The 20,450-nt window shown below is 50.4% G+C and carries 22 protein-coding genes; 8 read left to right on the top strand and 14 right to left on the bottom strand.

Features of this window, described 5'->3' with window-relative positions:
• The 3 genes from ACTJJS_RS03955 to ACTJJS_RS03945 form a co-directional block, all read right to left on the bottom strand.
• Positions 1 to 2,361, bottom strand: coding sequence for an ABC transporter permease (locus tag ACTJJS_RS03955; protein ID WP_440662506.1), 2,361 nt, complete (start codon positions 2,359 to 2,361; stop codon positions 1 to 3).
• A gap of 143 nt (positions 2,362 to 2,504) precedes the next feature.
• Positions 2,505 to 2,957 carry a GNAT family N-acetyltransferase gene (locus tag ACTJJS_RS03950; protein ID WP_440662505.1) on the bottom strand — a complete coding sequence of 151 codons (453 nt, stop codon included), beginning with the start codon at positions 2,955 to 2,957 and terminating at the stop codon, positions 2,505 to 2,507.
• A 48-nt stretch (positions 2,958 to 3,005) separates the two neighbouring features.
• Entirely contained in the window at positions 3,006 to 3,845 is an 840-nt protein-coding gene (locus tag ACTJJS_RS03945) for a mechanosensitive ion channel family protein (RefSeq protein ID WP_440662504.1), read from the bottom strand.
• 397 nt (positions 3,846 to 4,242) lie between these two features.
• Here ACTJJS_RS03945 and ACTJJS_RS03940 point away from each other — a divergent pair, with 397 nt between their 5' ends.
• Both ACTJJS_RS03940 and ACTJJS_RS03935 read left to right on the top strand, forming a co-directional pair.
• Positions 4,243 to 4,467 carry a hypothetical protein gene (locus tag ACTJJS_RS03940; RefSeq protein ID WP_168869156.1) on the top strand — a complete coding sequence of 75 codons (225 nt, stop codon included), beginning with the start codon at positions 4,243 to 4,245 and terminating at the stop codon, positions 4,465 to 4,467.
• A gap of 37 nt (positions 4,468 to 4,504) precedes the next feature.
• Positions 4,505 to 4,705 (top strand): hypothetical protein, encoded by a 201-nt coding sequence (locus ACTJJS_RS03935; RefSeq protein ID WP_168869157.1) that lies wholly within the window; start codon positions 4,505 to 4,507, stop codon positions 4,703 to 4,705.
• Between the two features lie 86 nt (positions 4,706 to 4,791).
• Here ACTJJS_RS03935 and ACTJJS_RS03930 read toward each other — a convergent pair whose 3' ends face one another.
• The 3 genes from ACTJJS_RS03930 to ACTJJS_RS03920 all read right to left on the bottom strand — a co-directional run bounded on the left by ACTJJS_RS03930 (position 4,792) and on the right by ACTJJS_RS03920 (position 7,427).
• The gene (locus ACTJJS_RS03930) at positions 4,792 to 5,535 is read right to left on the bottom strand and encodes a metallophosphoesterase family protein (protein WP_343744936.1); all 744 of its coding nucleotides are present in this window, start codon (positions 5,533 to 5,535) and stop codon (positions 4,792 to 4,794) included.
• A 2-nt stretch (positions 5,536 to 5,537) separates the two neighbouring features.
• Positions 5,538 to 6,284, bottom strand: coding sequence for a nucleotidyltransferase (locus ACTJJS_RS03925; protein WP_440662503.1), 747 nt, complete (start codon positions 6,282 to 6,284; stop codon positions 5,538 to 5,540).
• A 159-nt stretch (positions 6,285 to 6,443) separates the two neighbouring features.
• The gene (locus ACTJJS_RS03920) at positions 6,444 to 7,427 is read right to left on the bottom strand and encodes a GlxA family transcriptional regulator (RefSeq protein ID WP_168869160.1); all 984 of its coding nucleotides are present in this window, start codon (positions 7,425 to 7,427) and stop codon (positions 6,444 to 6,446) included.
• A 150-nt stretch (positions 7,428 to 7,577) separates the two neighbouring features.
• Between ACTJJS_RS03920 and ACTJJS_RS03915 the strand changes: the two genes are divergently transcribed.
• Positions 7,578 to 7,724, top strand: a complete 147-nt coding sequence (locus tag ACTJJS_RS03915; RefSeq protein WP_440662502.1) for a hypothetical protein — start codon at positions 7,578 to 7,580, stop codon at positions 7,722 to 7,724.
• 14 nt (positions 7,725 to 7,738) lie between these two features.
• Here the strand turns inward: ACTJJS_RS03915 and ACTJJS_RS03910 are convergent, their stop codons facing one another.
• Together ACTJJS_RS03910 and ACTJJS_RS03905 are read right to left on the bottom strand one after the other, a co-directional pair.
• The gene (locus ACTJJS_RS03910; protein WP_440662501.1) at positions 7,739 to 8,515 is read right to left on the bottom strand and encodes a 3-keto-disaccharide hydrolase; all 777 of its coding nucleotides are present in this window, start codon (positions 8,513 to 8,515) and stop codon (positions 7,739 to 7,741) included.
• A 27-nt stretch (positions 8,516 to 8,542) separates the two neighbouring features.
• Positions 8,543 to 8,842 (bottom strand): hypothetical protein, encoded by a 300-nt coding sequence (locus ACTJJS_RS03905; RefSeq protein WP_168869164.1) that lies wholly within the window; start codon positions 8,840 to 8,842, stop codon positions 8,543 to 8,545.
• Between the two features lie 143 nt (positions 8,843 to 8,985).
• Here ACTJJS_RS03905 and ACTJJS_RS03900 point away from each other — a divergent pair, with 143 nt between their 5' ends.
• Positions 8,986 to 9,480, top strand: a complete 495-nt coding sequence (locus ACTJJS_RS03900; RefSeq protein WP_440662500.1) for a DinB family protein — start codon at positions 8,986 to 8,988, stop codon at positions 9,478 to 9,480.
• Here the strand turns inward: ACTJJS_RS03900 and ACTJJS_RS03895 are convergent, their stop codons facing one another.
• Entirely contained in the window at positions 9,481 to 10,386 is a 906-nt protein-coding gene (locus ACTJJS_RS03895) for a polysaccharide deacetylase family protein (RefSeq protein WP_440662499.1), read from the bottom strand. It lies immediately after the preceding gene.
• 186 nt (positions 10,387 to 10,572) lie between these two features.
• On the opposite strand from ACTJJS_RS03895, the gene ACTJJS_RS03890 reads away from it, so the two are divergent.
• Complete coding sequence (locus tag ACTJJS_RS03890; protein ID WP_440662498.1) at positions 10,573 to 11,028, top strand: hypothetical protein; 456 nt, start codon at positions 10,573 to 10,575, stop codon at positions 11,026 to 11,028.
• A gap of 1 nt (position 11,029) precedes the next feature.
• On the opposite strand, the gene ACTJJS_RS03885 is transcribed toward ACTJJS_RS03890, so the two are convergent.
• From ACTJJS_RS03885 to ACTJJS_RS03870, 4 genes are all read right to left on the bottom strand, one after another.
• Positions 11,030 to 11,602, bottom strand: coding sequence for an NADPH-dependent FMN reductase (locus tag ACTJJS_RS03885; protein WP_440662497.1), 573 nt, complete (start codon positions 11,600 to 11,602; stop codon positions 11,030 to 11,032).
• Positions 11,603 to 11,671: 69 nt separating this feature from the next.
• Positions 11,672 to 11,986 (bottom strand): hypothetical protein, encoded by a 315-nt coding sequence (locus tag ACTJJS_RS03880; protein WP_168869169.1) that lies wholly within the window; start codon positions 11,984 to 11,986, stop codon positions 11,672 to 11,674.
• Positions 11,987 to 11,992: 6 nt separating this feature from the next.
• A complete protein-coding gene (locus ACTJJS_RS03875; protein WP_440662496.1) occupies positions 11,993 to 13,441 on the bottom strand; it encodes an alpha-L-fucosidase in 1,449 nt (482 codons plus the stop codon).
• 157 nt (positions 13,442 to 13,598) lie between these two features.
• Positions 13,599 to 15,377, bottom strand: a complete 1,779-nt coding sequence (locus tag ACTJJS_RS03870; protein ID WP_440662495.1) for an erythromycin esterase family protein — start codon at positions 15,375 to 15,377, stop codon at positions 13,599 to 13,601.
• 185 nt (positions 15,378 to 15,562) lie between these two features.
• Here ACTJJS_RS03870 and ACTJJS_RS03865 point away from each other — a divergent pair, with 185 nt between their 5' ends.
• Positions 15,563 to 16,633, top strand: a complete 1,071-nt coding sequence (locus tag ACTJJS_RS03865) for a mechanosensitive ion channel family protein (RefSeq protein WP_247654813.1) — start codon at positions 15,563 to 15,565, stop codon at positions 16,631 to 16,633.
• On the opposite strand, the gene ACTJJS_RS03860 is transcribed toward ACTJJS_RS03865, so the two are convergent.
• Entirely contained in the window at positions 16,620 to 18,098 is a 1,479-nt protein-coding gene (locus ACTJJS_RS03860) for a PLP-dependent aminotransferase family protein (RefSeq protein WP_440662494.1), read from the bottom strand. The two genes, ACTJJS_RS03865 and ACTJJS_RS03860, sit on opposite strands and share 14 nt — an antisense overlap.
• 65 nt (positions 18,099 to 18,163) lie before the next feature.
• Between ACTJJS_RS03860 and ACTJJS_RS03855 the strand changes: the two genes are divergently transcribed.
• Complete coding sequence (locus ACTJJS_RS03855; protein ID WP_440662493.1) at positions 18,164 to 18,790, top strand: pyridoxamine 5'-phosphate oxidase family protein; 627 nt, start codon at positions 18,164 to 18,166, stop codon at positions 18,788 to 18,790.
• A gap of 222 nt (positions 18,791 to 19,012) precedes the next feature.
• Positions 19,013 to 20,347: a GntP family permease gene (locus tag ACTJJS_RS03850; protein ID WP_440662492.1), complete on the top strand. Its 1,335-nt coding sequence runs from the start codon at positions 19,013 to 19,015 to the stop codon at positions 20,345 to 20,347.
• The last annotated feature ends 103 nt before the right edge of the window (positions 20,348 to 20,450 follow it).

Here is a 20,450-nt window from a genome sequence, read left to right as displayed (position 1 = left end):
TTATTCTGTCCTGAGGCTCCTGACAGGATTGGCCGTGGCGGCCTTTATAGATTGAAAACTGATGGTAAACAACGCAATGAGCAATGTTATACATCCGGAGAAAAGAAAGACGGTCCAGCTGAGCGGAATACGATAGGCAAATTCGTTCAGCCACCGGCTCATGGCCCACCAGGAAACCGGCAGCGCGATCAGGTTGGCGATTAATATTAAACGGATAAAATCCAGGGTCAGCAAACGTACGATACTGCTCACGCCCGCCCCCAGCACCTTACGGACACCGATCTCACGGGTACGCACCTGCGCAGTGTAAGCCGTCAGCCCCAGCAAACCAAGGCAGGACACAAAAATGGCAATACCGGCAAATACGTTGAACAGCGATCCGGTACGCCCGTCAGCCCGGTAAATGTCGTCAAATGTTTCGTCCATGAAATGATATTCAAACGGTATGTCCGGACTGTATTGCTGCCATATTTTCTCTAAAGCGGCAATGGCGCCGGAGGCTTCGCGCCCGCTGGTCTTCATCAGCAACATATCGTTGCGTTCCGGCTGATAATAAAGCACTACCGGCTCTATCTTCACCCTGAGCGAAGCGAAGTGAAAATCTTTGATGACGCCAACAATAGTCCCCTCTTTTTTCCACAACCGGAAACGCTGGCCTACCGGGTTTTTGAGCCCCATTTCCCGTACGGCGGTTTCATTCAGGATATAATGCGCAGAATCTGCCGGCGTACCGGAGAAATTAGTTCCTGCCAACAACTGCATTTTAAAGAAAGAAATAAAATCCTTTTCAACGCTGAGCGGATACACCATCACCGTCTCTCCTTTCTCTTTGCCTTCCCATTGTGTATCGCCGGACTGTACGCCCAACATGGCGATATTGCCGGAGGCCCTGACCATGCTTTTGATCTCCGGCTCGCGCAGCATCCGTTCCCGGATGGCTTCGTAGTGCGCATTGCCTTGTGACAACTGGCACATCAGCACATGCTCTTTATCGTAACCGGGATTTTGTGTCCGCATAAAATGCAGCTGCCGCCCGATGATCAGCGTACCGGTAATAAGCCCGATGGAAATCGCAAACTGTCCGGTCACCAATACGCGGCGGAAAGTGATGTTGCGGATACCCGTTACCACTACGCCTTTGAGCGCCTTCAACGGCTCAAACGACGACAACATCAACGCCGGATAAATACTGGACACCGCCAGTGTGGCCAGGCCGGTAACGCCTACGAGCATCCAGAGGCGGCCACTCATAAAATTGATGACCAGCTCTTTTCCGGACAATTGATTGAACAACGGCAGCAACGCACTGGCTATTATCAGGGCTAACGCCAGCGACAATACGAAAACAAAAGCCGTTTCCAATATAAACTGCAGAAACAGCTGTCTCCTTTCCGCCCCGATGATCTTGCGCACACTCACTTCTTTGGCCCTTAATACCGCCCGGGCGGTGGAGAGATTCACGTAGTTAATGGCAGAAATAGCCAGTATCAAGACAGCGATGATCGCAAAAATGCGCACTGTCTGCATCCCGTCTTCCCGTCCGTCGGCATCGTATAGATGCATGCTGGCCAGCGGTTGCAGCAGGTATTCTATGTCAGTGTCTTCCGGGTTGTGCTCCAGGTGTATGTTGCGCAGCTGATTGGCCAGCGCGGCGGTCTTACTGCCAGGCTGTAGAAAAAGATACGTCTGAAAATTATATTCATTCCACTCCTGGTCGGCATATTTCCCCTTGCCGGCGTAGAACATGTCATTCAATAACTGCATGGGAAAAAACAATTCTCCCTGTATGGAAGAGTTCTTGGGAAAATCCCTGATAATACCGCTGACAGTAAAACTGGTTTTGTCGTTGGCCATGATCACCTTTCCCAGCGGGGATTCATTACCGAAATATTTATGCGCGGCTTTTTCCGTCATCACAACCGTATGCGGGCCAGGAAAAGGCTGGGCGGGGTTTCCCTGGACCAGCGGAAAATCAAACAATGAAAAAAGCGTCGTGTCTGTAAAGAATGCTTTGTTGGCAGCAAACAGCTGGTTGTTGTACCGGAAAGAAGACCAAACATAGTTATCAGCTATTCGCAACATGCCTTTCACTTCCGGCAGCCGGGCCTGCGCATTCACCGCAATAGGAGCGTTAGTGACGGTCCAGATGTGGCGGCTTACGCCCGTGCCCACCCTGTTCTCCAACCGGTACAGCTGGTCTTTGTGCCGGTGGAAGCGGTCAAAGCTACGTTCATCCTGCACCCACAGCAGGATCAGCAATCCAACCGCCAGCCCGGTAGTGAGACCGGCAATGTTGATCAGGGAGTAAAATTTGTTTTTCACCAGGTTACGCCACGTGGTAAGGAAGTAACTTTTAAACATGATACCGGCTTTTTATACAGACACTATTGTCAGCACATCCAACGCCAATCTGACGCACGCATAGCTATCAGAATAATATAAATAGGTTTTTTATTTAAACTGTTCGATTTTGATACACGCCTGTCCATTTCTGCGATGGCCCTTCAGAGCGTCTTTTCAAGCATGATCATGTGTTTGCATTGTATGCCGTTTTCATAGATCGGCTCAGGGTAATGTTGTATAAAGAAGTCTTTGCGGATAGTGGTAATTTCAAAACCGCTGCGCTGGTAGAGATACAATTGTGCCACACTGGAATTGCCCGTACCAATCACCAGTGTCCTGAAACCAAGGTCCCTGGCCTTTATCGCGGCATCGGTGAGCAGCTGTTTCCCCAGCCCTCTCCCCTGCCATGATTCATGTACGGCAATATTTTTCACTTCCGCTTTTTTATCTTCCAAAGGCGTCAGTACGTATACGCCTACACGTACATCGCCAATAAGGGCCACATACACGCGGGAATCACGGATATAGGAATCAATGATCTCCCGGGAGGGATCGGCCAGCAGCAACAGGTCATAAGGGAGTTCGTCCCCGGTTCCCAGCAGTTGAATCGTCATATTTTCGGCGGTGGGCATCATGCCGGGAAGATACACAAAAAGCGGGCATCAAAGTATGCCGGCTTTCTTTAACTCACTGGTCACACCTACGATCAGCTCATGCACCGTGCCTTCATAAGTACCTTCCTGCTCGTTATTGACCCAGCAGCAGAGCAATGCTTTTACATTGCCCCCTTCAATACTGTCGAAACGTACCGTGCGTGGCCGCTTCGGTATCACCGATTTATTTTTCTGTACGATGTCCAACATAATTTTTTCCGCCTCCGGCAGACGGTCGCTGACGGGCAGGGTAAAAGTGAGGTTAATGCGCCGCAGCGGTGTCAGGGAATGATTGATGATCGGTTTCTGAAAAATATCCTTATTGGGTATGATCACATGTAGCCCATCTGCTGTGATCATCGTGGTAGAGCGCAATTGAATGTTGTTCACCGTGCCGGTAAATCCATTGGATTCAATGATATGCCCTACTGAAAAGGGTTTACGGAAGGTGATAAAAATACCGGAGATAAAGTTGGCTGTCAGGTCCTGAAACGCAAAGCCCAGTGCCAGTCCAATAATGCCAGCGCCGGCCAGCATAGAGGTGACCGCTTTGTCCAGGCGCAATACGTTCAGTGAAACAAAAAGCCCTATCAGCAACAACAACAGGTTAACAGTGCTGGCCACCAATCCGGAAATAGCTACGGTGCCTGTCATTTTCCATACCAACCGATAGACCAGGCGCCGCATTAACCGGGCAAACAGCCAGAACATAAGCAGCACAATGATGGCCACCACCAGATTGGGTAACATTTTCACAGCTGCAACGCCCCATCTGTACAGCTTATCGAAAATCAGGTTTTGGTAACCGGTCCACTCGCCGGCTAAAATACGGGAATAACGCATGTCCATTCCTAACACAAATTTCGGACACAAGTGTACAGCCCCCTGACACAAGGCTGTAGCCGGTTTTCATCGTGGAACAACCTACACAAATCATGAAAAAACCGGGATAGGAATACCCCGGTTTATCATTAACCTACAACTGTTATAAAAGATATTCTTTTGTCAAAAAGGTTGACAGTAGCCACGGCAGCGGCAGTTTAGCTACACAAATACACAATATGTTTTATGTTTTTGCAGTTCATGCTGATATGCTACCGAAGGTTGCGTCTGTCACGGCAAAAGTAATATAACCGGCGGTCCCGGGCGTTGCACATTTCCCTGCTTTTATTGTATAAAACAAAGAAAATGACTGGCGGCAACGGCATGGTTTTTAGACCGGATAGGTGGAGAAAACAGCTCAAGTATGAACCATTTCTCGTTAGAAGGAGAACATGTAAAGATAGACTATAGTAATCCGGCACTCCCTCCTGCCGCCAGAAATTTTATGCCTGATGTATATCGCGACGGGCCTGAATATTTCTGTGTACTGGGTGCAGGAAGCGATGCTGTCATCCTCGGCACCGGCAGTACTCCGGACGAGGCTATCAATGCATGGGAACAGGCCTACCATGACAAGGCAGGCCGGTAGCGTACCGGTTTTATTTTCCATCCGTAAATCTTTTTTTATGCCAGCAGAAGAAAAAACAACCGGCTCTGACCGTAGCAATGAGCACAAAAAGGTTACAGATGAAACGTTGCATCCGCAAGATCCACATAGCAGGGAACGGATAATACAACAGAAAAGGGCGGAAGAGGATATACCGGAACAAACACCTATTGACGATGAAGAACTGGCGGGAGACGAACCGCTGACGGAAGACCTGTAACCGATGACATGAAATTTAGAAGGGACCGCCGGTAGCGGTCCCTTCGTATATACGGTAACGTTATGACAGCAAAAAATGTACAGGCTTCAGCTCACCTCGAACATAAAAAACGGATGTTTATACCCGGCGCCCAGCAGTATCGGTTTTGCCACATTGAAGACTTTCACGTCGCCGAGATGGCCTTCCAGCCGGCCATGATGCGCATGGCCATGGAAAGCGGCAACTACCTTGTGGCGGGCAAGCGGCTCTGCCAGCCTGGAAGAGCCCAGAAAAGGATAGATCTGCTCCGGCTCGCCGGCAATTGTTTCCGACACAGGTGAATAATGCAGCAGCGCGAGCTTTTTCATGCCCGGATGCTCTTTCTCTATTTTGGCCAGCGCCCTGTCCAGGTGCAGCGCTTCATCCACCGCCTCCTGCACAAACGCTTTCATCGCGTTTTCCCCGAACATGGACAGCATATGACCGTCAAAACCGCCGCCAAAGCCTTTTACGCCGGCAAAACCGATATCATGCACCACAATAGCCTCTCCATCGAGGATATGCACATTGGCGATGCCCTGGATCATGTTACGGATAATTTTCTGCCGTCCTTTTTCACAGTCATGGTTGCCCATCACCCCGATGACCGGGATATTGCAGACTTTCAGTTCATCGTATAATACCGCGGCTTCTGATTCGTCGCCGGTGTCGGTCAGGTCGCCACACAGCAGCAGGATATCTGCCTGCGTAGCCACTTCTTTGAAGCATTCGGTCCATTGGCCTTTGTCCGCCGCCGTTATATGCAGATCTGCCACAGCAGCAATGCGGACAGGATGTTTGGTATCGGTCATGACTATACGGTTTTAATAGTGTATGCTTTATAATTCCATATTTTGACGTCGATTTCGTATTGGGTCTGGTCGATGAAAGGACCGCGGCAGACCTTTTCCACCGCCGGTGGCAGTTCATACTGCTGACGGGCCCTGTCCATCAGCTCATCAAACAGCCAGCGCGGAATGATGTCCGGATAATCAGCCGGATATACGAACTGGAATATCAACAGTTGCGCCAGTAACAGATGCCAGTGCTGATCGAGCCGGAAAAGCAGCCGTTTCCAGTCGAACGGCTTGCACCGCAGCAGGATATGGTTCACGTCCGCGCCATCGAAGCGTTCGCGGTTCTGCACATAAATCTTGCACCATACCAGTTCTTCCGGGGCCATCAGTTTCACCGGCACCTCTTCAAAGGTGGTGCTGACGGTGTGCTGGTACCAGGTATCGTCTACCCGGCAGATATTGTTGACCGTATCAAAAATAATATCGATAAAATAATCGCCTTTATACACTTTTGCGAGCCAGCGTACGTCAGTAAGTTCTACCCGGTAGCCGGGTTGCACGGCAAAATATTGCAGGATTTTAGGGTATTCGGTCCATTTGCAGAAAATATCCAGGTCTTTGGTGTCACGGTAGATACCGGTATAAAAGAACATGGCAAAGGCGCCGCCGAGCATATAGTCGGCGCCGCTGGCATTCAGGTGGTGGAGTGCTTCCTGGTAAAAAGTATGTGCTTCCCTGTTGGATTCGTCCGGGCATGTTTTCATATCACCGTGTTTTTATACGGTGACAGGGATAAAAACTATGCCTGTCCCTGATAACGCACGGACAGCACAAATCCTTCCCGGATGGGCAGTAAAATACCCATCCGGATGCAGACTGAATGAGGAAGAAAAGCTACAAAAATCAGACAGCCGTCCCTGCAGTTAGCTGGCGATGGCTTGTCTGTTGTATTTGTTACGGTACTCCTGCGGAGAGAGGCCCGTGATTTTTTTGAAGGTGGTACGGAATGCTTTGGTGTCGGTGTATCCTACTTTATACATTACTTCGCTTACGTTTTCAGAACCTCTTTCCAGGCTGTTTTTGGCAGCTTCAATTTTTACGCGCTGCATATATTCAACGGCTGTATTGGAGGTAGCCTTTTTAAAACGTCTTTCCAGGTTTCTGCGGCTGAGGGAGAACATGGTGGCCAGCTGGTCTACCGTGATTCTTTCCGAGAAATTATTTTCGATGTATTCCTGGGCTTTACGGATAGGTTCATCATCATGGCTTTTCTGGCCTTCAAAGATGATAAAGGGTGATTGGTTGCTGCGTTCGAATTCAATTTCAAACATCTTGGAACAGAGGATGGCCAGTTCCTTGCCGGCGTATTTCTCCACCAGGTAGATGATCAGGTTGTAGAAGGAGGCCGCCCCGCCACTGGAGTAGATACCACCTTCATCTGTAATGATTTTTTCTGAGACCAGCTGTACGTCGGGGAACATCTTCCGGAAATGGTGAGCGGCAAACCAGTGGGTGGCACATTTTTTTCCGTCCAGCAATCCGGTGGATGCCAGCAGGAATGCGCCCACACAAAGGCTGGCCACTTCGGCGCCTTTATGGTGCTGCTTTACAATCCAGGGGAAGAATTCCTGGTTCTGACTGATCACCTGTTGCATGTCGCCGTTCACCGCAGGAATAACAATCAGGTCTGTCTGACTGACTTCATCCAGCGTGAGGTCCGGTGTTACAGCAAAAAGACGGTGGTAAGTTTCTGCTTCCCGTGCAAGCCCCACCAGCTGCACTTTAAATAAAGGGGATCTGCCCGATGCGGCCAGAAAGTCATTGACCTTGTTAAACACAGTAAATGAGCCTTCGATGCAAGATAGGGCTACATCACCTTTGGGGACGAGGATGGATATGTGTTTCATGTACCAAATATAAAAAAAACCAATGTCGTAAACAACCTCCTTTTTTGTCGTAATAGAGGCCCCCGGATATAAGAATCCGACAGTAAGTTTGTATTCGGCAAATATTATATTTATGAGAAAAGTACTAACACCGTTCGAACCCCTTTTATCATGAGCTACCGGTTAACAAAAGTAGTGGGGAAAGTAGTGACGGCCTACAGGCGAAGGCAGGAAGACCCGTTGTTTGACTGGCTGCTGGAAGACATGCAGTTACTGCTGCGGGAAATGGTTTTTGCTGCCCATCTGATACTCAAATGAGCAGCAAAAAAGAATTATAACTCGCGTACCCAGATGTTCCGGAAGCTCAGTGGCTCGCTCTTGTCACCATGGGCCTGCAGCTTGATAGGGCTGGGACCATGTGCCTGACGATAGGCCGGAGTACCGATATACTGGGTAGGACCTTTCAGCTCCACATTGTTCTGTACCAATACCCCGTTAAACAGTACGGTCACCCTGGCCGGGCTTACCAGTTTACCATCGCTGCCAAATACAGGCGCTGTCCAGATCACATCATATGCCTGCCATTCACCCGGCTTGTTAATAGGATTGGCCAGCGGAACATGTTGTTTGTAGATGCTGCCCGCCATGCCGTTTGTATACGTTTTGTTATTGTAGGAATCCAGTACCTGCAACTCATAGCCTGCATCGCCCTTGCCAATGGAAGCCAGGAATACGCCGCTGTTGCCCCTGCCCTGGCCGGTGCCGGTAATGTTGGCCGGTACACGCCATTCGATATGCAGCTGATAGTTGTTAAACGATTTTTTGGTTTCGATGTTACCTGCCTGTTTGTTGACCGTCAGGATACCTTTAGATACGTCCCATTTGGCAGGTGTGTTCCTGTCGTCTGCCATTACCCATTGGTCAAGGTTAGATCCGTCAAACAGGATAACGGCATCAGAAGGAGCGTCTCCACATTTTTTGCCGGGCTTTACTTCCGGCGGAACGGGATTGTAGATTTCGGTATCTTCCGGTTTGGCTTTCTGGTCCTGTGCCTGTGCCATATAACATCCGCCAGCTAAGAGGGCGGTCAGTATGATTTTTTCTTTCATAAAATATTTGTTGAGTTAGGTTGATGTTTACTTTTTACCGGCAACCAGCATACTGCTGACGAGCTGTTGCCATTCTGTTTCCAGTCCTACAGCGGGGCTTTTTTCCCCTGCCCTGCGGTACCAGTAGTCTGCGTTCCACTGGTCGCCTTCAACGCGGTGCAGATAGGCGTGAATATGGGCCGCATCGCGGTCCGGCAGGTCCTGGACCAGCTCATGCGCATGGTCCCAGTCACCTTTGCCTGCATACCACAATGCCTGCAAATACACTGTCAGCCCATCAGGGGGCCGGGCAGCATTCATGGCAGTCATAAATGTTTGTAAATCCATGGTGAGTTCTTTTACGTGGAATATATTTTCACGCACAAGATAGCTATTAAAATGCATTGTCGCAATGCACCCCGTGAAAAGTCATAGTTACACCCTCCTGGGGCGGTGAAAGCATAGTAAGTTTGCATCAAAACCCACATGTTATGCGACAAGCACTCATCACTGAAGTAGAAGCCACCGGCAACGCACTGCTGGAAACAGTATCTTCCTTTTCCGCAGCGCAGATCAATGACCGTCCATTTGAAGGCAGCTGGACGCCCGGACAGGTGGCGGAGCATGTCTATAAAGCGGCCGATTGCGGAATTGTATACGGCAACACCGCCCCTACTGACCGTCAGCCGGACGAACAGCTGCAGGCCATCCGTGACCTGTTCCTCAACTTCAACGCCAAATACCCCTCGCCGGAAATGGTACTGCCCACACAGGAAAGCCATGATAAAGAAGCGCTGTTGCAGGGCCTGCGCCAGCGGTGGGACAGCCTCCTCCATGCGGCGCAAACCACTACGCTGGAAGATACCTGTCTCGATTTTGTCGTGTACGGCTTCGGTCCCTTCACGCGCTACGAATGGATACAGTTCATCAACACCCATACGCAAAGGCATATCCATCAGCTGAAAAATATCAAGGCAAAATTATAATCACTTAAACGCCGCCAGCTCTTTATCCGACTCCGGGCTGTTTCGCAGATGCGTTTTCCGTATAGCCGCATCCGGTATCCAGCGGAACAGCCAGGAAAAGCCATACGGGCTATGATCGTACAGTGGCGTATTGTAGGCATTGTCCTGCATTGCCTGCTGCAGGGACACACACCGATAGCCACGCTGCTGCAAGGCTTTCACCAGCGCAGTGTAATGGTCGGCATTCAGCTGGTTCACATGACAGAGGTATACCTGTGGAATGTCACGGCCAAATACCTCCCGCGCCAGTTTTTCGAAATAATCAAACGAAAATAACGTGTAACGGATATACGCTTCCCCTATGGCTTTCGCTTTGCGGTTATCTTTTGTCTTTAACGCATCCTGATAGTACCGTTCAAACAGGTAGTCATTGCTCTCTATCGTAAACGGGACAGCCGTATATCCTTTTTCTTTCAGATAGCCTGTTCTTTCGGCCTGTGCCATGCTGTCCTTCCCCATGTCATTGTAGGGAAAACGGAAATAAGGCACTGGTTTATCTTTCGCTACAGCCCTGATGATGTAATCATTCACCATCACTTCCATTTTAAAACTGTCGATGGACAAATCAGCACAATTGGGATGATGCAGCGTATGACTGCCTAGCGTTATCAGCGGGTTGTCGGTCCATTTCTTTAGCAGCTGCTGATTATCGGGGGCGATGCAGTTGTCGCCAACGATGAAGACGCTCACCGGCGTGCGTAACGCGTTGATTTGCTGAAGCAGTTTTTCGCTGACAGCTTTACGTTGCGCAGCGGTGTAATATGGCGGCAAAGCCATAATAGGCGCGTCATCCATGGTAATAGCCACCTGGCGTTGGGCAAAGGAAAATAACGGGAACAAAAATAGGACGGACAATAGTTTTCTCATAGGGAGGAAGATAAAAAAAATTTCCATCCTCCTTAAAAAAAACATTTTGTTTATGCCCGGTACATGAGCTGCTACACAGGCTATAGCGCCATACCTGGTATTGTTTTTTCCGGCATAATCCAACAGGTATTAATTTATTTACATACTTTAGCGCCGAGGTAGACGTTTATATACCAGACATAATTTATGAAGAAGTATTTTATTTACCTGATGCCTGTATGCATGACCATGGCCTGTGCTGACCGAAATGACCAACAAGGGAAAACCGACACCACCACAGCTACTGTCAACGCCGCGCCGCCCGCCGCTGGAACAGCGGAGGCAAAAACTGATGCCAACAATATTCCCGGCGCCACACCGGCCTGGGCTGATTCATTGATCATGGCTTACGCAAAGGAAACCAGCAATGAACTGATCAAATTCGCCGTGAAAGACAGTTCCTTTACCTGGATACTGGACAACACAGAGAAAACAGATTCCGCGGAATACATGATCATCCATCTTGGTCACCATGTGGAAGAGGAAGACCATTCCAACCCCCGATTTGTCACCGATGGATGGTTATATATCAATACCGCAACAAGAAAGCTTTACGAATATGATGTGCCGGCAGACACGCTGATACCATGGCACAGAAAATAATTTAACGCAGCGATGGTGGGGGAAGCAGCTCCACAGGTTCTTCCTTCACCACTGCTATCAACGCATGTACCAGCGCCTTTACTTTATCCAGTGTGTCCGCGTCTGTAATAACCCCCTCCTGACTCACTTTCGTTCTCACTGCGGAAATCACCAGCTGCGCTTCAGTGGCTATTTTCGACTCTATTATCAGCAAAGTGCCCAACAGGGATGCATGGGCTTTTACGCCGGAGGTGCCGGCCGTGATCAACGCTACAGGCTTTTTAGAGAACTCCATGGAAGAAACGGTCCAGTCGATGGCATTTTTCAGAGTGCCCGGCACACCAATCGCATATTCCGGGGTGCAGATCAGCAGGGCATCGGCAGCACGCAGGCGTTCGCGAAAAGCAGTCACCTCAGTGGGAGGCTGGTCCGTATCAAGATCGGGATTAAAATGCGGGATGCCGGTCAGTCCTTCAAACAGCTGTACATCGGCCACATCTGCGGCCAGGGCGGCGATAGCCTGTATCAACTGATGGTTCGAAGACTGTTGGCGGGTGCTGCCGGAAATAGCAAGCAGCTGGATTTTCTGAGACATGCTGATGGTTCTTTTTACCGCCTAAAAGTACGAAACCCCGGCTGCAATCAACCGGGGTCTCTATTTTTTTTATCCTTTTTGCTTTAGGTGTTGCATGGCCGCTATGAGGTCCAGCATAAGCGGCTCGCTGGCAAATATATCATGCATCCAGCCATCGATAGATTCAAACAGGTAATACTCCCCTACCCGGTATAAACGGGAATGCCCGTCAGCATCGGCCAGTTGCCGCACCAGTTCCATCTTCCGGCCTGTTATTGCCTGTGGTAACGCTAACGGATACAGGCGGCGGACATCGTTTTCCGTCCAGCCTTCTCCCAATACAGATAACAATGAGGGTGCGTCCAGCAGCCCAGCCTCGCGGAGGCAGTCTACTTCAAAATTCATGAGCGCTTATTTTATCTTCACTACAAATAGTTGTGGAGAAACATCTCCCGGGCGAAGCCCCGATAAATCGATCACATAATCCTTTCCCCGCTGCTGCCCTTTGATTGATTTGTTGCAACCCAGAATACTACAGGCGGCATTCTTAGGAGCGGTATAGTTACGGATGAGCAATTGTTGTTCAAAACGTGGCACTATGCAATATAAGGCATCTTTCGCGGTAGTGAAAAACATTTCTATATGTGCGTGTGCAGCAGAAGGTTGCACCATCGTGGAGATATTGTAACCAGACATATAGCTGGCTTCTTTTACCTCAGGCCTTTTACCACCGCTCCACTGGCGGGTTTCTTTCCAGGGTTTCGTTTCATAGATGGCTTCACCGTTTATTTTCAGCCATGCGCCCATGTCCAGCAACCGCTGTTGCATAATTACCGGGATACGTCCGTCGGCGGTAGGTCCGATATCCAGCAACAGGTTGCCGCCGCGTGATACGATGTCTGTCAACAGTAACAGCAGGTCGTTGCTTTTTTTATAATCGTCTGCGGTTTCCATCCGGTTGTAGCCGTATGATTGTCCGATGCCCTGGCTCTCTTCCCATACCACGCCCGGCTGCATGCCACTGCCGTATTCCGATGTCAGATAAGTGGCGCCGTTGTTTTTGCCGCGTGTATTGCTGCCCCAGCGGTCATCTACAGCTACTTCATCTTTCACCGGCGATTCATTGTACAGCCATGCCAGCAGCTCTGTACCATGCCACGCGGTGTCAGACATCTCCCATTCGCCATCGGAAAAAATAACCGATGGTTTATACCGGGTCACCAGGTCTTTGAACTGCGGCATCATCACTTCTTTTACATACCGCTGCCTGTCTGATTTCCATAACGGGTTAAACCATTCATACAGCGAATAATAATATCCCATGCGCAGGCCCGCCTTACGGACGGCCACTGTCAGGTCGCCCAGCAAATCCCGTTTAGGCGTTCCCGTTACTGCGTTCCAGGGCCGGCCCCAGGAGGCATCGGCCTGTTTATTGTCCCACAAACAATATCCCTCATGATGTTTGGAGGTAAGCACCACATAGCGGGCGCCGGAGCGCTGAAATACATCCGCCCACTGCGCCGGGTCAAAGAGGGATGCGTTAAATTGTTTTTCCAGCTGCTGATAAGGCACGTCATGACCGTACTGTTGATCATGGAAGGCCTGCACCTTAGCGTGACTGCCTTCTTTGGTGCCGTCGAGGTTATACCAGTACCATTCAGAATAACCGCCAGGGCCTACCACGGCAAAGGAAGGCACGGCATACACGCCCCAATGGATAAAGATGCCGAACTTGGCCTCGTTGAACCATGCAGGAATGCCCCGTTTGTTGAGTGAGTTCCAGTCGGCCTGATATTTTTGCGCAAGGAGCGTGGAAAAACTGCATAGCAACAGTGCCATGCCTGATAATATTTTCTTCATCAATAATGGAATTTTAGCAGTAACGTGAAATTTCTACCTTACAGTCACTAAATATATACATCACGCGGGCTAATTCCAAATATGTAAACCTCTGCGCGTCTCAGTGCGTTATAGCCACCTTTTACTAAAGATAGCGTACCGCTGGTAACGGTGACGCCTATTGGCTGATATTCATTTTACTGGCAGTAGTGTTCTCCAGGTAGATAATAGCATCGTAAACATCCGGCAATATACCGCCTTCAAACTGGGAGTTGCACTGCTCCACTGCCAATGCGCCGATACTGCGCAAACGGGCGCTGGACAACAGCCATGACGCCCTTTTATCCTGCAGCTGCTGTCTGCGGATATCAAGTATAAAATTACCAATGCCGCTGGCCTGCGCATAACGTTCAAATGACCGCGGTATTGGCGCGCAGAGGACATTGTCGCTCCGCAAGACCGGGCCTTTTTTCATGGCCGTGTACTGCCCTCCTGCAACACCAAAGCCCAAAACCACCATGTCTTTTTTAAATGTCTTGTCCAGATGACCACCCATGACGGCTGGCCTTCTGCCTATGTGTCCATTATGTGCCCATAATACCAGCTTCTGACCGGGATATTGCGCTGCTATCCAGGCCACATTCTCTGCCATGGCATCGTCACGAATATTACGAACGGAACGGAAATCCGTGTTCAATTTCAGGAATTGCTGCAACACCACCAGATGATGGGCCTGCCACGCCACCATAGTGTCTCCCGCCAGCTTCGCATATTGTTGCCGGTGTTTTTTAAACAGGTCAACGGCCTCCTCCAGCCATCCGGCAACCTTCGCTTTTTCTTCACGGGAGACAGGATGATTTAAACTAATGCCCTTATGTTTATCGAAGAACAGTACTACAGAGTCCACCACCGGCCTCAGTTCCGGCGCATACTGCGCGGCAAACTGCGACAGGTTGTCACAAGCGCCTTTGCTGAACTGCATATCAAAACCCACAAACTGCACCATCTTATCCGGATGCGCGATATTATAGGCCCGCATCCATTTGGCCATTGCCAACACCTCCCGGGTATTCCATGTCCAGAAATACATGGCATCGAGGCTTTTTTCCGCACTGCCTTTACCATGTAACACATACTCATTCATCATATTGGTTTCCGGCATACTGGCTTCTATTGCAAAAATGCGGAAACCCATTTCTGTCACCAGGAACTCCAGCAGCCGATGCTTCATCCGGAATATTTCGCTGGAGCCATGTGTGCATTCACCTAACGCTACTATCCGTGCATCGCCAATCAATGGTTTCAGGCCCTGCAGGTCTTCGCTGCCATGACCGGCATCCACCGTCTTCAACGGCATGGCGTGGGCTTTCAGCCAGCTGAGCTCATCTTTTTTATCGCTAATGTTCGCCTCCGGTACCAGCGCCATATTTTTCCCGTCAACAAAAAAAGAAAGACTGTCCATCCACATTTTGCCTTTTCCGGTCAGCAGTCCTCCCAGCGTCACCTGCGTAGCTGATTTGTCCAGTTTCAGTTCTATTTCGTAAGGTGTCCACGGCGTGGTGCCTTTGATACCGCGATTGCTCATGTTATCAAAAGCCCTCGTTCCGTCCACCCGCATCCAGAGCCCTGCCCAGCCACCTTCTACCGCTTCGGTCCGTACGTACCCGCGCAGCTTCACGGTTTTACCATAAAAGTCTACCGGTATCTCATAAACCACTATAGCGGGAGTTGTTGCCTGAATACTGTCTTTCGTTAACAGCATAGCATATTTCCCCGAATAAACCGTTACACTATCCGCCAACATATGACAGTCATCTGTGGGTTTGGCGGCAAAGCCTGTCCAGCCTGTGGGCAACGCCGACGACGAATCTGTTTTTTCCATATCGAGATTATAACGCTGTTGGGCGAACAATACAGCAGGCATAACATTCAACAGCAGGAAGAGGAATTTTTTCATACAGGAATATCTGATCTTGGTTGTACTCAATAACGATATGCTATGATAAAAATTATTCAATTGTCTTTTTAAAACCGACACGATAATTTGATTCTAACATTATTTTAATGTTAGAATCCCCCTGCGGCACCGTTTTTGTGCCCTGCGCGCCTATGTGGAATGATATATTAGAAAAAACGGACCATTTGCCCAACATCATATGGGATTTGATGTTGGTGGGCATTTCAGTAATTGCAGGATGGCTGATCAAGTTTTTGCTGGCGCAGTTCCTGCGCAGAACAGCTGCAAAAGACGGAGATTTTTCACTGATACACAGTTCACTGCTCCACCTGGGAAAAGCATTTAATTATTTCCTGCCGCTGCTCATCCTTAACATGCTGATGCCACTGATGCGGATACCCGCTAAAGATGAGCCACTCTTGAGCCGCGTAGTGGAAATAGCGCTCACGCTTTCCTTCGCCGCACTGGTGATTGGCGCCATCAAAGTATCAGAAGATTATGTGTACCATACGTACGACCTGAAGAAGACCAACAACCTGAAAGAGCGGAAAATACGTACCCAGCTGCAATTTATACGTAAACTGGCCATCTCCGTCGTATTAATACTCACCGCCTGTGCCATCCTGCTGAGTTTTGACAGTCTGCGCAAACTGGGCGCAGGCCTGCTTACCGGCGTAGGCGTCAGCGGTATCATCATTGGTTTTGCTGCGCAGAAATCGCTGGGCAACCTGCTTGCCGGTTTTCAGATCGCCTTTACACAGCCCATCCGTATCGATGATGTGCTGGTAGTGGAGGGTGAATGGGGACGTGTGGAAGAAATTACCCTTACCTATGTGGTACTGAATATCTGGGACCAGCGGAGACTGATCCTGCCGATCAATTATTTTATTGAGAAACCTTTCCAGAACTGGACCCGCACCAGTTCCGAAATACTGGGGACAGCCTTCTTTTATCTCGATTATTCAGCACCGGTAGATAAAATCAGGGCGGAGTTCAACCGGCTGCTGATGGCCTCCCCCCTGTGGGACAGACGCGCCAGCGCATTACAGGTAACGAACACGACTGAACGCACCATCGAGGTCAGAACACTGATGAGCGCCGCCACGTCGGGAAATGCCTTTGACCTGCGCTGTTACATGCGTGAAGAACTGGTGAAATACATCCGCGAAAATTATCCGGAATGCCTGCCTAAAACAAGGGCTATCGTGGAAGAATCTGCCTTGGTTAAAATGCATTCTTCTCCTATATCTTCCTGATAATTTTACGGAGGATGCCCACCGCCTGTTCCAGCTCTGATGGCGTCATAGACGCGAAACCGAGCCGCGTGTGGTTTATTTTCCTGCCCGGCACATCGAAGGTATGGCCGTCATAGAAATAGAGGCCCTGCTGCAGCGCCTTCTCCGCCAGCGTTTTCAGATGAATGCGGGTGTCAAAACCAGTCCATACGGCCATGCCGCCCACCGGTACCTGAAAGTCCACATCGTTGCCCAGTTCGGAGCGCAGCAGCTCGCAGAACACGTCCCTGCGCTCCCTGTACAGGCGCAACGATTTGCGCAGGTGCCGGTGTATCACACCGCTGTGCAGCAATTCCGCGAAAGCATTCTCCAGCATCAGGTCCCCCTGACGATCTACAATACGCCGCAACTTGGCCAGGTAGTTGATCACATTTTCAGAACCCACCAGGTAGCCTACACGAAAAGCCGGGGATATGGCTTTGGTAAATGACCCGCCATACAACACCATACCGGCTTTGTCTGCGCTGGCCAAGGGCGCCAGCGGCTTGCTCAGGTAATGGAAATCATAATCGTAATCATCTTCAAAAATGATGAAACCATATTTTTCAGATAGGCGTAACAGTTGTAAACGCCTGTCGGTCCGCAACACAACGGTAGTTGGATAATGGTGATGCGGCGTCACATACACCATGCGCACCTTTTTCTGCTGGCATAACCGTTCCAGCGCATCGGTGTCCATACCGTACTCATCTACCGGCACGGTATGCAGATGTGCGCCGGCCTGCATAAAATTAGCCGCTGCGCCGGCCCACGACATGCTGGCGCTGACTACATTATCCCCTTTGCTTACCAGCCCGGTGGCTACCAGGAAGAAACCCATAATAGTTCCTCTGACGATCAGGATATTTTCCGCCGTGGTGTTAAGGCCCCGGGTTTCATTAAGATAGGTGGAGAGTTCCTGCCGCAAACGGGAAGCGCCGGTGGTGTCCCCATAGCCCAGTCGCACATAAGGATTGCCATGCAGCAGCTGACCGCGGTAATTACGCGTCAGCTCTTCCAGCGGCGCCAGGCGTGCATCAGGAAAACCATCGTCCAGGTGCAGATGGCTGGTGGCCTTCATCACCGGACGGTTGAGGTGTTCCGGGACGGTAAAGGAGAAACCTGCCGTGCGTTGCGGATTGAAAGGGGCTTCCCTGCTATCTGTCAGCGTTTGTAATTCTGTTTTCGGGAGATGACGGGCCACGAAAGTGCCGCTGCCGGTATGGCTTTCCAGCCAGCCCTGGGCCAACAGTTCATCGTAGGCGCGTACCACCGTCTTGCGGTGCAGTTGCAGCTTCTCTGCCATTTCCCGGCTGCTGGGCAGCCGCTGGCCGGCATGCAGGGGGCCGGTCCGGATCAATCCCATCAACTGATTGGCCAGCTGTAAATACACTGGCTGCTTGTCTTCCCGGTCTAATTGTAACAAGGAAAAAAGTGGACTACTCATTTTATCTGAATCGGATGATAACACCGAGCCAATAAAGGTACAACTTTGTAAAAAATTACAACGACATGCAACCTATCCCCCCACATCTTACGCCCAGCCGGTATCCGAAAAGGGCCGCCTACGACCGGGATACCATCCACGCCATCCTGGACGAGGCGCTCGTTTGCACTATCAGCTTTACGCTTGACAATAAACCATTTGCCATTCCTACCGGATTTGTACGCCATGAAGACAAAATATATATCCATGGTTCCGTGGGCAGCCATTTCATCCGCGAAATAGAAAAAGGCCTGCCGGTATGTATTTCTGTCACCTTGATAGATGCCATCGTGGTAGCCAAATCAGCTTTCAACCATTCTGTTAACTACCGCTCCGTCATCCTGTTCGGTACCCCCGAAAAAATTGAGGACGTGCCACAGAAAATAGAAGCCTTCCGCTGGCTCACCGAAAAATTCGTTCCCAACAGCTGGGACTATCTGCGTCCTATCCGCGAGAATGAAGTCCGCAAAACCACCGTGCTCGCCTTCTCCCTCGATGAAGCATCCGCCAAAGTGCGTACCGGCATGACCGGCGATGACGAAGACAAAGACCTCCCCGTCTGGTCCGGTATCATCCCGCTGGAAACAAGACGGCTGGCGCCGGTGACAGAAGACCTCAGCGAAGGAATACCCCTGCCTCCACATTTGTTGTGATAGCACCACGACGCCTGGTCCTCCTGGTAACGAAGATCAAAGCAAAAAAAGAAGACAAGCCAGGACGATACTTCAGACGAACAACGATCAACACAGCACTGATCTTCGCCACCAGGCAGACCAGCGTCACAGCCCCGGGCATCCGCCCGGGGTTAATTATATATTTGCGGAATGGCGATATAATAGATATCTTGTAGGATATCAGAACTATCACTGCCGCCCATGAACAATATCTCGCTGTTGCAGAGTATCAGCGGGCTGCTGGCTGGTATCGCACTGATTGTGATATTGACCGCACGCTACCGCATACACGCTTTTTTCGCTTTACTGCTGGCCGGTTTACTCGCCGGCGTCATTTTCCAGCTACCGTTAACGGATATACTCACCATCATTAAAACCGGTTTCGGACAAATCATTGGTTCACTCGGGCTGCTCATTATCCTGGGCACTACACTGGGACTCATCCTCGAACATACCGGCAGCACAACGGTGCTGGCCGCTTACGTGCTGCGGCAAACCGGCACCGGACGTTCGCCGCTGGCGCTGAATATCATCGGCTATATAGTAGGCATGCCTATCTTCTGCGACTCCGGGTTTATTGTGCTTAGTGGCCTCAACAAGGCGCTGGCATGGCGTTCCGGCGTATCGATGGTGATCATGGCCTCCTCGCTGGCCACCGGTCTGTATGCCGTTCATTGTATGATGCCGCCTCATCCCGGCATTACGGCCGCTACCGGCGTTATCCAGGCCGATGTGGGCAGGGTGATGTTATTCGGCTTGCTGATCGCTTTACCAGCTTCCTTCTGCGGATATGCGTGGTCGTTATACGCAGGCCGATGCCTGCCTGTTATAACACCCGGCACTATGGAAACCGACGCCACGCCGGAGACGCTGCCTTCCGTCTGGATGGCCGTACTGCCTATTGCCGTGCCTATTCTGCTGATTGCCCTGCGTTCTGTTTTTACGCTGGAACAAAATTCTTCTTCCCCGCTGTTACAGATATTAAATCTTACCGGCACGCCAGAGATCGCCATTACCATTGGTATCGTACTGGCACTGCCGGGATTGCGCAAAGGACAGGGTGAAGGTTTCGGCAAAATACTACAGGAAGGTGCAGAGAAAGCTGCCGGCATCCTCGTGATCATCGGCGGCGGCGGCGCTTTTGGCGCTATCCTCGCCAAAGCAGGCATTGGCGCACATATCGCCGACAACCCGGCTATAACGGGCACGGGCATACTATTACCCTTCCTCGTCACCGCTATCCTTAAAACGGCACAGGGCTCTTCCACGGTGGCCATCATCACGGCGGCCTCCATTATTCATCCGCTGTTGCCTGCGCTTGGCTTACACGCGCCCAACGGTCCACTGCTGTGTGTATTGGCCATGGGCGCCGGTTCTATGATGGTATCGCATACCAACGACGCCTACTTCTGGGTCATCTCCCGCTTCTCAGGCCTGGAGGTAAAAGATATGCTCCGCGTATATACCATCGCCACGCTGATCATGGGCATAGTGGCCATGTGCTGCGTTTTCCTGCTCTCCCTCCTGCTGTTATAATATCATAAAAGATGGATGAGTGGTTACCATTTAATTAAAATGATGATTATTTTTCGCCCCTGACACAAACTAAACTAAGCCACACTTTTAAACGATTCCACTC

It is taken from the genome of Chitinophaga sp. 22308, from assembly GCF_052045305.1.
Classification (GTDB): domain Bacteria; phylum Bacteroidota; class Bacteroidia; order Chitinophagales; family Chitinophagaceae; genus Chitinophaga; species Chitinophaga varians_A.
Note: the sequence above shows the minus strand (reverse complement) of the source record. Positions and strands in the feature narration are given on the sequence as shown.